The 13317-nt window shown below is 66.6% G+C and carries 11 protein-coding genes; 7 read left to right on the top strand and 4 right to left on the bottom strand.

Translation table 11 applies throughout. The features are described from left to right. The first annotated feature begins 33 nt into the window (after positions 1–33). The 3 genes from ACFFJ7_RS00805 to ACFFJ7_RS00795 all read left to right on the top strand — a co-directional run bounded on the left by ACFFJ7_RS00805 (position 34) and on the right by ACFFJ7_RS00795 (position 3331). Complete coding sequence (locus ACFFJ7_RS00805; RefSeq protein ID WP_377590293.1) at positions 34–1032, top strand: SphA family protein; 999 nt, start codon at positions 34–36, stop codon at positions 1030–1032. 229 nt (positions 1033–1261) lie between these two features. Then, the gene (locus tag ACFFJ7_RS00800) at positions 1262–2479 is read left to right on the top strand and encodes a styrene monooxygenase/indole monooxygenase family protein (RefSeq protein ID WP_377590291.1); all 1218 of its coding nucleotides are present in this window, start codon (positions 1262–1264) and stop codon (positions 2477–2479) included. 51 nt (positions 2480–2530) lie between these two features. Then, positions 2531–3331, top strand: a complete 801-nt coding sequence (locus ACFFJ7_RS00795) for an SDR family oxidoreductase (RefSeq protein ID WP_377590289.1) — start codon at positions 2531–2533, stop codon at positions 3329–3331. 21 nt (positions 3332–3352) lie between these two features. Here ACFFJ7_RS00795 and ACFFJ7_RS00790 read toward each other — a convergent pair whose 3' ends face one another. Beyond that, on the bottom strand, positions 3353–4324 hold the full coding sequence (locus tag ACFFJ7_RS00790; RefSeq protein WP_377590287.1) for an AraC family transcriptional regulator: 972 nt from the start codon (positions 4322–4324) through the stop codon (positions 3353–3355). Positions 4325–4595: 271 nt separating this feature from the next. On the opposite strand from ACFFJ7_RS00790, the gene ACFFJ7_RS00785 reads away from it, so the two are divergent. After that, positions 4596–5417 carry a cyclase family protein gene (locus tag ACFFJ7_RS00785; protein ID WP_377590285.1) on the top strand — a complete coding sequence of 274 codons (822 nt, stop codon included), beginning with the start codon at positions 4596–4598 and terminating at the stop codon, positions 5415–5417. A 28-nt stretch (positions 5418–5445) separates the two neighbouring features. Beyond that, positions 5446–7026 carry a phytoene desaturase family protein gene (locus tag ACFFJ7_RS00780; RefSeq protein WP_377590283.1) on the top strand — a complete coding sequence of 527 codons (1581 nt, stop codon included), beginning with the start codon at positions 5446–5448 and terminating at the stop codon, positions 7024–7026. 70 nt (positions 7027–7096) lie between these two features. On the opposite strand, the gene ACFFJ7_RS00775 is transcribed toward ACFFJ7_RS00780, so the two are convergent. Next, positions 7097–8713, bottom strand: a complete 1617-nt coding sequence (locus ACFFJ7_RS00775; RefSeq protein WP_377590281.1) for an AMP-binding protein — start codon at positions 8711–8713, stop codon at positions 7097–7099. Positions 8714–8840: 127 nt separating this feature from the next. Between ACFFJ7_RS00775 and ACFFJ7_RS00770 the strand changes: the two genes are divergently transcribed. Together ACFFJ7_RS00770 and ACFFJ7_RS00765 are read left to right on the top strand one after the other, a co-directional pair. Next, entirely contained in the window at positions 8841–10472 is a 1632-nt protein-coding gene (locus ACFFJ7_RS00770) for an ATP-dependent acyl-CoA ligase (RefSeq protein WP_377590279.1), read from the top strand. A 257-nt stretch (positions 10473–10729) separates the two neighbouring features. Further along, positions 10730–11233 carry a MarR family winged helix-turn-helix transcriptional regulator gene (locus ACFFJ7_RS00765; protein WP_166953718.1) on the top strand — a complete coding sequence of 168 codons (504 nt, stop codon included), beginning with the start codon at positions 10730–10732 and terminating at the stop codon, positions 11231–11233. Here the strand turns inward: ACFFJ7_RS00765 and ACFFJ7_RS00760 are convergent, their stop codons facing one another. Both ACFFJ7_RS00760 and ACFFJ7_RS00755 read right to left on the bottom strand, forming a co-directional pair. After that, positions 11234–12223, bottom strand: coding sequence for a 3-hydroxybutyryl-CoA dehydrogenase (locus tag ACFFJ7_RS00760; protein WP_377590277.1), 990 nt, complete (start codon positions 12221–12223; stop codon positions 11234–11236). Continuing rightward, positions 12220–13299, bottom strand: coding sequence for an NAD/NADP octopine/nopaline dehydrogenase family protein (locus tag ACFFJ7_RS00755; protein WP_377590275.1), 1080 nt, complete (start codon positions 13297–13299; stop codon positions 12220–12222). The genes ACFFJ7_RS00760 and ACFFJ7_RS00755 overlap by 4 nt, the downstream gene beginning before the upstream one ends. Positions 13300–13317: the final 18 nt, after the last annotated feature.

Here is a 13317-nt window from a genome sequence, read left to right as displayed (position 1 = left end):
ACTATCTCAATATCAACGACCAGAGGGGCAAACATGCTATTGGATTTCAGGCGCGAGGCAAGCAAAGCAGGGTCCGTGGGGAAGTTCCGCCGCCGGCTTTGCATAGGCCTGACCTGCGCTTTTTCGGTTCTTGCGGTTCCCGAGCTTCGTGCCAACGATCTGCCGACCGTCAACCTCGGCCTGACCAGTTTTCTGGACGGCGCACCGCCCTCGGGACCGGGCTGGTACGCGGCACAGTACTTCCAGTACTACACGGCGAACAGGCTCACCGACAGCCAGGGCAACCGCCTCGCGCTCCCCAAGCAGGATGTTTCGATCTTCGCGGGCATAACGCAGTTCATGTATCTTTCCCCGGCGAAGCTCGGGCCGGGCGCGTTCGGCGTCAGCCTCCTCGTCCCCTATGTGCTGGGAGCGGACACCGACGACGGCCTCGGCGGAGCGGCGCTCCGGGCGGAGCGGGGGATGGCAGACATCGTCATCGGCCCGTTCTACCAGTTCGACCCGATCATGGGCGCGAACGGCCCGCGCTTCGTTGCCCGCATCGAGGCCCAGTTCATTGCGCCGACCGGACACTACGACCGGACCGCGGCGGTCAATCCGGGGGCGAACTTCTGGTCCTTCAATCCCTATATCGCCGGCACGTTCTTCATCACGCCGAAATGGACGGTTTCCGCCCGGCTGCACTACCTGTGGAACGACACCAACACCGATCCGGCGCTGTCCCACGGCATCGGCACGGTCAATACGCGCGCCGGGCAGGCCGTACACGCGAACTTCGCCACCGAATACGCGGTGACGGAGAAGCTGCGGGTCGGGCTCAACGGCTACTGGCTCCAGCAGACCACGAACACGCGGGTGAACGGCCTGAGCCAACCCGGCAGCAAGGAGCGCGTATGGGCGCTGGGCCCCGGCGCGGTCTACGGCTTCGACAAGAACAACTTCCTGTTCGTCAACGGTTACCACGAGTTTGCCGCGCGCAACCGGCCGGAAGGACAACGATACGTGCTGCGCTACGTCCACCACTTCGAATAGCGCGCCACGGTCATCAACGGCTGCAGACGAACGGCGCCCGGGCGACACCGGGCGCCGCATGCTTTTGCGCGGCATGTCCGGCCGACACCTCCGGACAGATGTCGCGGCCGCAGCGCGGGATCATCGCAATATTCCGCAATTTTCGCACAGCCGCCGCGCTCCCCGCATAGTCTCTAACGGTACTATTTTTCACTTTCTTATGACTGAAAACCATAACAGAGAGGAAGAAATGTCGAAAATCGCTATCGTCGGCGCGGGCCAGGCCGGACTGCAGCTCGGCGTCGGGCTGCTCAAACACGGCTACGAGGTGGTGATTACCTCCAACCAGACCGGCGAGCAGATCCGCAACGGACGTGTCACCTCCAGCCAATGCATGTTCGACCGCGCGCTGCAGAACGAGCGCGACATCGGCCTCGATTTCTGGGACGGCGAGGTGCCGGTCGAGGGTATCCAGTTCGCCCTGCTCGGCCCCGGCGGCGGAAACGTCATGAAGTGGTCGTCCCGGCTGAATGCCCCGGCGCAGGCCATCGACCAGCGGCTCAAGATGCCCCGCTGGATGGATGCATTCGTCGCGGCGGGCGGGGAACTGCGCATAGCCGACGTCGGCATTCCCGAACTGGAGGCGCTGCACAAGGAAAGCGACCTCGTGATCGTCGCCTCCGGCAAGGGCGAGATCGGCAAGCTGTTCCAGCGGGACGATACCCGCTCGCGCTTCGACAAGCCGCAACGATCGCTCGCGCTGACCTACGTGCACGGCATGCGCCCGCGCCAGGAGCATACGGCCGTCAACTTCAACTTCATGCCCGGCATCGGCGAATACTTCGTCTTCCCCGCGCTTACCCTGAGCGGCGCCTGTGAGATCATGGTCTTCGAGGGCGCCATCGGCGGGCCGATGGACAACTGGGCCAGCGTCGGGAGCCCGCAGGAACATCTCGCGGAAAGCCTGCGCATCCTCCGGGAGTTCGTGCCGGGCGAATACGAACGCAGCAAGGACTGCGTGCTGACGGACGACCTCGGCGTTCTCGCCGGCCGTTTCCCGCCGACCGTGCGCAGGCCGGTCCTGACGTTGCCGTGCGGCGGGCTCGCGCTCGGCATGGGCGATTCCGTGTGCCTCAACGATCCCATCACCGGGCAGGGATCGAACAACGCCAGCCATGCCGCTGCCGCCTACCTCGCGGCGATCCTCGACCACGGCGACCGGCCGTTCGACGCCGCCTTCATGCAGGGCGCCTTCGAGCGCTACTGGGATTACGCACGGTTCGTGGTAGAGTGGACGAACGGCACCCTGCTGCCGCCCACGGACAATCTGCAGAAGCTGCTGGGTGCCGCCCAGCACGACCCGCGCGTGGCGCACTGGTTCGTGAACGGCTTCAACGACCCGCGCACCTTTTTCCCCATCATTGCCGATCCGCATGCCGCCGATGCATTCCTGGAACAGGCGGCATGACGGGACGGCCATAATGACACGCAACAATCAGAATTCAGGGGAAGCATGCCAATGTCAGGCTTGAACGGAAAAGTCGCCATCGTCACCGGCGGCGCGGCCAGCATCGGGCTGGACATCACAAAGGCGCTGGCCGCGGCCGGCGTGACAGTGGTCATCGGCGCGCGCGGCAAGGAAGCCGGCGAGGCCATCGCCCGCGAACTGGGCGACAAGGTGCGCTATGTCGCGGCCGACATCCGCAGGGACGAGGACCTCGATGCGCTGGTGGCCGCAGCCGCCGCGCTCGGACGGCTGGATTTCGTCGTCAACAACGCGGCTGTCTATGACGACGACGGCGCGGCGAGCAGCCGCGAGTCGTGGCTCAACACACTCAATACGAACGTCGTCTCAAGCGCACTGCTGAGCGAGAAGGCACGGCCGCATCTGGCCAAGACGAGGGGCGCCATCGTCAACATCTCATCGATCAGCGCGTACGCGGCGCAATCCGGCCGCTGGACCTATCCGGTTTCCAAGGCCGCGATCCTGCATCTCACCCGTTCGCAGGCGCTGGATTACGCGACGGACGGTATCCGCGCCAACACCGTGATCGCGGGCTGGATATGGAGCGATCCCATCGCCGGCCTGTCCGGCAACGATCAGGAAAAGGCCGACCGCGTGGGCGGGAAGTACCACGTGCTCGGGCGGGTCGGCCGCGGCGCCGAAGTGGCGGCGGGCGTGCTGTTCCTGCTGTCGGACGAGGCAAGCTTCACCACCGGCTCCGAACTCAAGGTAGACGGCGGCTACACGGCGCTGGGACCGGAAGGCGCGGGCCAGGCCATCGCGGAACTGACCGGCGGCAGCGGCAGCGTGCGCTGATCCCGCCGCCGGCGGTCCGTGTCAGCACCGGCGCAAGGTCTGGGACGGCGTTTCGCCGAACATCTGCCGGTATTGCGCGGCGAAGCGGCCGAGCTGGTAGAAGCCCCAGTCGGTGGCGACGGAGGTGACGGTGTCGCCGTCCTGCGGATTGAGCAGCCGTTCACGCACCATACGCATGCGCACCGTGCGAACGTAGGCGAGAGGCGAGACGCCGCGAAAGCGGCGGAAGCCCTCAAACAGCGCGCGGCTGCTCACGCCGCTGACGGCCACGAGGTCGTCGATGGTGAGGGGCTTGTCGGCATTGGCCTCGATATAGGCCTCGACGTTGCGTACGTGGCGCGGCGCGATGCCGGCGCAGCGGGCGGAAAGGCGATCGCTGTAATTGCTGGGCTGGTGCTCCAGCAAGCTCACGAGCAGCAGGGATTCGTACAGGCTGACAGCGAGGGAGGCACGGCCATGCGGCGATGCATCGAGATCCTCGGCCAGCAGGCCGACGGTGCGCCACCACCGCGCCATCGCGCCGCGCAGCGGCATGGCGAGATCGAAGGAGATGCCCCTGGCCGGGGCGCCGCCCAACATGCCGGAGAGCTGCCGCTCCAGCGCCTGCCGGTCGATGCGCACCATGAGCTTGTCGCAATCCGCGGACCAGCGCATGCGCGTTGGATCGTCGGGATTGAGCAAAGTGCCGCAATGGCTTGTCGCAACTGCCTGCCGCCGGCCGTGCTGAATGTCTGCCGCGCCGGCATAGGGCAGCATCAGGAGATAGAAATCCCCGAGCCGGCCGGGGGCGATCTCCACGTCGGCGCCGTAGCTCATCGCGCCGACGCTCATCGAACCCAGGCGCGCCATGTTCTGCCAGGCACCGAGCCGGCGTGCGCCACCGAGAAGGTCAAGACGATGATCGCAGTAAACCTTTGCAACCTGCTCCCTGGCTTCATCCACGGCCGTGGTGCTGAAGCGTGCATAGCGGGCAAGAGGGCGTTCCGAAGCCATAGGCGGCTGCCTCCCCGTTATATCCCGATGTAAAAGATGTTCCCGTCATATTGTTTAAGCTTAAATTTATAGTGCGCGTCGACGGCTGACAAGCAGTTTGTGCACTCACCCGCCCGCATCTGACGGCTCTCGATCCCGACAGATGCTTTGAATATAAAATATCTTTCCTTGCCCGGTTTTCCGGATATGCTTTCAACTGCAACGGGTCGGCGGAAAGAGGCCGGGATTCCTCGAAATCGCCAGAAACCCAGAAATCACAAAGAGGTGGAACATGAGCACGCAGCAAGACAACACTCGGCAGACCCCGGCGCAACGGAACCTGGCCGATCTCGCAGCCGCCCTCACCGCGGGCACGATAGAGATCGTCGACCTCACGGCTACGCTCGGCCCGGATACGCCGATCCTGCATCTGCCGCCGGATTTCGCGCGGAATACGCCCAAGGTCGCGATCCACAAGATCTCCGCCTACGATCAGGACGGGCCCTGGTGGGCCTGGAACTGGCTGGAGCTTGGCGAACATACCGGCACCCATTTCGATGCGCCCTCGCACTGGGTTTCCGGCAAGGACTTGCCGGACAACACCACGGACACCGTGCCGGTACAGCACTTCGTGGCACCCGCCGTCGTGATCGACCGCTCGCAGGAAGTGGCCGCCGATCCCGATTTCCTGCTCAGCGCCGACGACATCAGGGGCTGGGAGGCGGAACACGGCGCCATCCCTAAGGGCGCGTGGGTGCTGCTGCGCTCGGACTGGTACCCGCGCAACAGCAGCACCGAGGCGTTCCTCAACACCGACGACAACGGCTCCCACACGCCCGGCCCCAGCGTCGACGCGGTGCAGTACCTGGTGGAGAAGGGCGTGCTCGGCTTCGGCACGGAATGCGTCGGCACCGATGCGGGCAACGCCGCCACGTTCGATCCGCCGTTCCCCGCGCACAACCTGCTGCTCGGCGTCGGCAGCTATGGCCTCGCGAGCCTTGTCAATCTAGACAGGTTGCCCGCGACAGGCGCGCTGCTTGTGGTGACGCCGCTCAAGATTGTCGGCGGCACCGGCAGCCCGGTGCGCGCCATCGCGCTGGTTCCGCGCGGCTGAGCCATAGATCAGATCAGGAGAGCGAGGGATGGCCGACGCGGACTATATCATCGTCGGGGGCGGCATCAACGCCCTCGTCGCCGCTGCGATGCTGGGCAAGAAGGGCAACAGGGTGCTGGTGCTGGAGCGCGAGGCGGCCGCGGGAGGCTGCCTGCGCACCGAGGCGATCACCGCGCCCGGCTTCATCCACGACGTGATGGCAACAACTTTCGTTCTGTTCACCACGTCGCCGGCCTACGCCGCCATCGGCGCCGATCTTGCCCGGCATGGGCTGGAGTTCTGCAACACGCGGAACCCCACGGCGGTTGTGCTGCCCGACGGGCGCCATCTCGTGCTGAGCACGGACAGGGCCGGGAACATCGCTGCCTTCACCGCCGCCAATCCGGCGGATGGAGAAGCCTTCCAGCAGGAAATGGACCGTTTCGGCGCCGATGCCGGCTTCGTCTTCGGCCTGCTCGGCGGGCGGCTGTGGTCGCTCGACATGCTGAAGACGGTCGCAAGAGAGGCATGGAAGCGCGGCCTGCGCGGCCTGGCCGCCTTTTTCGGCGAGGCACTCATCCCTGCCCGGCCCTATCTCGAAACGCGCTACCGGTCGGACCTCGTGCAGGGCCTTTTCGCGCCCTGGGTGCTGCATTGCGGGCTGAACCCCGAGAGCACCTATTCGGGCGAGATGGTCAAGGTCATCGGCTTCGCGCTGGAGGCGGCGGGAGCGCCGATCGTCCGGGGCGGCGCGATCAACGCCGTGCGCGCTTTCGAGGGGCTGATCGCCGAACAGGGCGGCACCGTGCGCACCGACGCGGAGGTCATCAGCGTGACGGTGGACGGCGCCAACACCGCCCGGGGCGTACGCCTCGCCGATGGCGGGACGCTCACCGCCGCGAAGGGCGTCATCTGTTCGGTCGCGCCGTCCCAGCTCTACGGCAAGCTGCTGGCCGGCCAGCCCGTTCCACAGGCGGTGACCGAAGGTGTAGCCCGCTACCGCTACGGCAAGGGCGACATGCAAATCCACTACGCCTTGCGCGAAAAACCGAAATGGAAGGGCGCCGGGCTCGACGACGTAGCGCTGATCCACCTGACACCCGGGCTCGACGGTGTGTCCCGCGCCGCCAACGAGGCCGAGCGCGGCCTGCTGCCGGCCGTGCCGACCATCTGCGTCGGCCAGCCGACGGCGCTCGATCCCGGCCGCGCACCTGAGGGACAGGCCATCCTCTGGCTGCAATTGCCCGAAGCACCGCGCCGCATCAAGGGCGATGCCGCCGGCGAAATCGCGACGGAAAGCGACGGCCGCTGGACCGACGCGATCCGCGAGCGGTTCGCCGATCGTGTCGAGGCCATCCTGCGCCGGCACATCGAGAATTTCGACAGCGCGGTCATCGCACGCAAGAGCTATTCACCCGCCGATCTCGAAGCGCTGAACGTCAATCTGGTCGGCGGCGACCCCTACGGCGGGTATTGCGGCATCGACCAATTCTTCATCTGGCGACCGCTCGGCACCACAATCAACCACGCGACCCATGTGCGCAGCCTCTACCACATCGGCGCGGCCACCCATCCGGGCCCGGGCCTCGGCGGCGGCTCCGGATACCTGCTCGGCAAGGCGCTGGACTGATGAAAAGCCGGCGCGCCTGCCGGGCCAGAGCGCTTTTCGATCAGACGATTCCATCTGATCGGAACGCGCTCTAACGGGCCCGGAACGCGCCCTTAAGCACCCGCAAGTCGAAGGCCGAGCCGCCTTCGACGGCATGCGCGGCGTTTTCCTTGATGACGCCGCGTGCGAGTTTGCGGGTTGCGGCGAGCGGCAGGGCGTCGACGAAGGCGATGTAGCCGGGCAGCTTGTGATAGGCCAGCGTCTGCGACACCTGTTCGAGGATGGCCTGCGCGAGCGCGATATCCCGCGCTCCCGATCCCGCCGCGACGATGAAGGCGAACACCTCCTCCCCGCGCAGCGGATCGGGCACAGGCGCGACGGCGCTGGTTTCGACGCCCGGCAGCCGGTTGAGCGCGGATTCGACCTCCAGCACGGCGATGTTCTCGCCGCTGCGGCGGACGATGCTTTTCTTGCGGTCGAAGAAATACAGCAATCCCTTGTCATCGCCATGGACGACATCACCGGTGTGAAACCAGCCGTCCGCCCATGCGTCCTCCGTCGCCTGCGGATCGTCGAGGTAGCCGCTGAAAAAACCCCGCCGGGGATTGCTGCCACGGGCGCGCACCAGCAGTTCCCCCGGCTGACCGGGCGCGACATCGGCGCCGGCATCGTCGACAAGGCGATAGTCCATGGAGGGCACAGGCCTGCCGATGCAGCGTGGACCGAAGGCACTGCCCTCGCCTGCGGTCGAGGTGACGGCGGCGCCGCCCGTTTCCGTCATCGCCCATGCCTCGACGATGGGGATGCCGTAACGCGCCTCGAAGGCCGCGCGGTGGTTCGTGTCGACCCCCGGCGCCAACGCGAACTTTACCTGATGGCGGCGCTCATCGGGCGAGACAGGCAGTTCCAGCAGGATGGCGGGAATGACGCCGAGGCAATGCACCACCGTCGCGCCGCTGTCCGCCACGCTTGCCCACCAGCGGCGGGCGGAGAACCGGTCGAGCGGTACCACCGCGCCGCCGATGCGCATCATGCCGACCGCGCTGCAGCCGAGCGCGTTCATGTGGAACATGGGCAGCGGCGTCAGCACGACCTCCTCGCCCGGTGTCAGGGAGGCGATGCCGCCCTGCGTCACGTACCATTCGGAGAGCTGCATGAAATAGCGGTTCGAGAGGATGCATCCTTTGGGCCGGCCTGTGCTGCCGGAGGTGAAGAGCAGCGCGCATTCGTCGTCCTCCACCGGCTCCGCCGCGTCCCGGATGTCGGCCTGCGCGGCGGGAATGGCGTCGCCGGCGTCGATCAGACGCGCCTGCGCCAGATCGACGCCGCGCATGCCCTCCATGCGTTCGCGCGCGGCGACGAGGAGTTGCGCCCGCGACAGCGAGAGCTGGAACGTCATTTCGTCCGCCCGCAGATCGGGATTGAGCGGCACGATGGACGCACCGAGCGCATTGAGCGCCAGCCAGTGCGCGAAGAAATCCGGCCGGTTGTCCAGCAGCAGCGCGACGCGCGTTCCCCGCCCGTAGCCCGCGGCCCGGTAGCGCGCCCGCAGCTGCTCTACCTCGGCGAAAAGCGCACCATAGGTGATGCGGAAGCCGTCCGGCGCGTAGCTCAACCCCGCGCTCGCCGGCGCAGTCAGAAACGGCGCGTCAGGCGTGCGCAGCACGGATGCGGCGAAAGCCGCGAATGGAGACGCGATCGAAGCCATGGTTCCCCTCCGGTTGTCGGATGCTCTGGTTGTGGCGACGATAGAGGGTATTTCAAAAATTTTAAATATATAATATCGTGCACGGACACCAACAATTGAGCGCGGACGCAAGGTCCGGGAGGGACGATTGAGCAATCCGAACAGCAATCCTGCACTGCCGGCCGGAGCGGCACTCGCGGACGAGTTTATGCCTGCGGAACGCACCCTGCCGATCCTTCTCGCCCGCCGGGCGGCTGCTCTCGGCGAGCGGCCGTTCGTCACTTTCGCGGATACGACGCTGAGCTTCGCGCAAGTCGAGCAGCTCGCGGCGGCATCCGCGGGCGCACTGCTCGACGCCGGCATCGCGAGGGGCGACCGGGTTGCGATCATGGCCGCCAACCGGCTTGAGTTCCTGCAGGTTTTTCTCGGCTGCGCCTGGCTCGGCGCCATCGCCGTGCCGATCAACACGGCCTCGAAGGGCGTGCAGCTTGCGCATATCCTGACGAATTCCGGCGCGAAGCTGCTGGTCATCGACCATGCATTGCTGCCCTCCCTGCAGTCGGGCATCGAGGCGGGCGGGCCGGTGCCGGACCTCATCTGGACGCTCGACGGCACGCAGGACACCACCGGCAAGGGGCTGGCGCTGCAGCCGCTGCCCGTGCCCGGCGAGCGCGCGGAGGCGGCGGCGCTGCGACCCGGCGACACGATCGCCATCCTCTACACCTCCGGCACCACGGGGCCGTCGAAGGGCGTCTGCTGCCCGCATGCGCAGATGTTCTGGTGGGGCGTCAACACCGGCAGAGCTTTCGGCCTGACGGCGGACGACGTGCTGTTCACCACCCTGCCGCTGTTCCACACCAACGCGCTCAACACCTTCTTTCAGGCGCTGCTGCACGGTTGCCGCTTTGTCATCCTGCCGAAGTTTTCGGCGTCGGGCTTCTGGAACAGCGCGCGCGAGCACGGCGCCACCGTCACCTATCTGCTCGGGGCGATGGCGGCCATCCTGCTCTCGCGCCCGCCCGAGCCCGGCGACCGCGACCATGCCATCCGCGCGGCGCTTGGCGGCGGCGTTCCCGGCCGGTTCCACGGTCCGTTTCAGGAGCGCTTCGGCGTGCCGCTGCTCGACGCCTATGGCTCCACGGAAACGAATTTCGTCTTCGGCAGTCCGATCCCCTCCGACCATCCCGGCACCATGGGCTACCTGATCGACGGCATGGAGGCGCGCGTCGTCGACGAGGACGATACGCCCGTGCCGGACGGTGAGGCGGGTGAGCTGATCCTGCGTGCGCTCGAACCCTTCGCCTTCGCCACGGGCTATTTCGGCATGCCCGACAAGACGGTGGAAGCGTGGCGCAACCTGTGGTTCCACACCGGCGACAGGGTCGTGCGCGAGAAGGACGGCCACTACCGCTTCATCGACCGCACCAAGGACGCCATCCGGCGGCGGGGCGAGAACATCTCGTCGTGGGAGGTGGAGCAGACGCTGCTCGCCCACCCGGCCATCGAGGCCTGCGCGGCCTATCCGCTGCCATCGGAACTCGGCGAGGACGAGGTGGCCGTCGCCGTGGTCCTCAAGCAGGCCAATGCCCTGTCGCCGCTCGATATCGTCATGCATTGCGAGGGCAAGCTGCCCTATTTCGCGGTGCCGCGCTTCGTGCGGGTCGTGGCGGAGATGCCGCTCACGGAAAACGGCAAGATCCGCAAGTTCGCCCTGCGCGATGAAGGGCGCGTGCCCGGCGTCTGGGACAGGGAAGAAGCGGGCTATCAGGTGCGCCGCTGAGAACATCCGCCGCAACGCGCCCGTGCCGATGACGATTGTGCAGGCTCGAAAATGCTGCCATATCAGTCTCGTCAGGGCGCTCGTCCATCGGATGGAATCATCCGACCGTCCCGGGCCGGATGGCGCTCAGGCAACCTGGTATCTGTCCTGTTTACGTTGAGACAGGACAGATACCAGGTTCCTTATTTTGAGCGCGTTCCGATCAGATGATTCCATCTGATCGGAACGCGCTCTAAGGTCAGTGGAAGCGGGCATCTATGCAGGATCGGTTTGCGGGAACAGTTCTTCGTTCGCAGGAGGATGACACGGTCTTGCCGACCATCGGCGAGATCGGCCTGAACCAGTTCGCGCCCTACCTGATGAACCGCGTCATCGCGCGCTGGAACGCCAGCCTGTCGGACGAGCTGAAGGCGCTCGGCATCACGACGGTGAAGATGCGGGTGCTCGCCATCCTCTCCGTCGCGCCGTCGCTGACGATCAACGAACTGTCGGTATTCGCCGTCACCGAGCAGTCGAGCATGAGCCGCACGCTCGACTCGCTGGAGGCGCAAGGATACATCCGCCGCACCCCGCGTCCGGAGGACATGCGCATCCGTGATATTACCATCACGGCCGAGGGACGCGCCGCCTTCGAGCAGTTGTGGCCGAACATGTACAAGATGTTCCGGCAGATGTTCGACGGTATCGACGAAAGCGAATACCGTCACTTCGTCGCCATCCTGCATCGGATATTGCAGAACACCCGGAACCTGGGCGGCTGATCAGGTCTCGTTCGCCGCCGGCGGCCGCAGCAGCCCGTTCGCGCCGAGCGCGCTGACGAACGCCGCCATGCGCCGGCGGCGATACGCATCGACATCGACCCCGGCGTAGTCGAAAAAGCCCGCCCCGGATTTGAGGCCGATCCGGCCCGCCTCCATGTTCTCACGCACGATGCCGGGCGGCGCGAACCTGTCGTCGTCGAACGCCTGCGCCAGATAATTGCTCGCGTAATAGAGGATGTCGCCGCCACCCCAATCGATGAATTCGAGCAGGCCGAGCACCGCGAAACGCAGGCCGAAGCCGTAGGTCACAGCCTTGTCGACATCTTCCGCGCTTGCCACGCCCTCCTCGACGAGACGCGCCGCCTCGTTCATCGCCAGCGCCTGGATGCGCGGCACGATGTAGCCGGGCGACGCCTTGCAGACGACGGGCACCTTGCCGAGGCGTTCCAGAAACGCGCGCAGGCGCGCAAGGACGTCCTCGTCCGTTTCCTCGCAGGGGCTGAGTTCGACGAGCGGCATCAGGAATGCCGGGTTCAGCCAGTGCGCATTCAGGAATGAGCCCGGCCGCCGCGTCAGCTGCGCCAGATCGGTCGACAGCATGGTCGACGTCGTGGAAGCCAGTATGGCGTCCGCATCCGCGTGCGCGTCGAACAGGGCGAAGGCCGCGGCCTTCGCCTCCCGCACCTCAGGCACGCCCTCGAACACGATCGCGGCCCCCTCGACCGCCTCGGCCGCACGGTCGAGCGGCCAGACGGTGACGCGGCCAAGGATCGCGGGGATGGCCGCGCCGTCGAAGGCGCCGAGATCGGCAAGTGCAGCAAGCCCTTGCCGGATTTCAGCCTCAACCTCGCCGGCGAGCTTGCCGAAGGCCTCCCCGTCGCGCGCACGCGCGTCGAGCAGGCGGATTTCATGGCCGCCGTAGGCCACGCTCTGCGCGATGCCGCGCCCCATGCGCCCCGCGCCGATGCAGGCGACGATCTCTCTGCTCACGACAGGCCCTCGCGCAGGATTTCCCGCAGTTGCGCCCCGTCGAGCCCGGCGAGGCCGAGGTTCTCGAACGTGCGGCCCTCGTTGCGGAAATCCGTTTCCGCCACGGCGGAGGCAACCGCCAGCAGGCCGGCGGCGACCGGTGTCGGCACGCCCGCCCAGCCGCCCACGGAGACGAGGAAGGCAAGGCCGAGCCCGACGTCCTCCTGCATGTAGCGGTGCGTCTTCAGATCGAGGGACTCGTGCCAGTCGCCGGAATCGACCAGCTTGTCGTGTGCGAGGTTGCCGTACATCCAGTTGCTGGTCTCGTAGTGGTCCGCGAGCGGGAAATGCGGCGCGCCGTAGCCCAGCGCCTCGCGCACCGCGATGCGTTCGTTGTCGAGCGCCGTATGGGTGCGGCGGATGGCGGGCTGCGTGCCTTCGTTGTGGATGTCCCAGCGGTCGAAATGCTCGATGGGGCCGGCGTTCATGAGGATGAGCGGCGGATGGATGATCGGCCCGGCGTTCATGAGCGCGCCCGAGAGCGCATCCTCCACAGGCTCGATGGCGCCCGGGAACGCCTCACCGATGACGGCGATCGCGTGGTCCGTGAGACGCGCGGGCAGCACGCCTGTGGGCAGGCGCGAGGCGCGGGTGGTGATGCGCACTTCGAGCGGCCCCTGCTTGCGCGCCAGCCATGGCAGCGTGCCGGTTTCCGCGATGGCGACATCGGCCTTCGATCCGTGCTCGCGGATGCGCCGCAGCATGATGTAGGAACCGAAAGTGCCCGGCGGCAGATAGATCACCTGTCCGTCGACGAGATGCGGCGCCAGCGCAGCCGCGATGTCTTCCTGCGCAAAAGCGGGCGTGGGCGCGAGGATGAGCGCGGCGCTGTCGAGCGCGGCGGCGAGGTCGTCGGTGGGCGTTATGGCGATCTTGCGGCTGCCGGCATGGTCGGTGACGGTGATGCCGCCCGCCTTCAGGATATCCTCGAAGCTGGCCCGGTCGCGGCGCCACCAGCGCACGTCATGCCCCGCCTCCACCAGATCCGCAACGGCCGCGTAGGAGCCGTTGCCCCCGCCGATAACGACGACTTTCATGGCAATTCCCTCTTCCTG

This window comes from Pseudochelatococcus lubricantis (genome assembly GCF_042432495.1).
GTDB classification, from domain to species: Bacteria; Pseudomonadota; Alphaproteobacteria; order Rhizobiales; family Beijerinckiaceae; genus Pseudochelatococcus; species Pseudochelatococcus lubricantis.
This window is presented reverse-complemented; position numbering and strand designations above follow the sequence as displayed.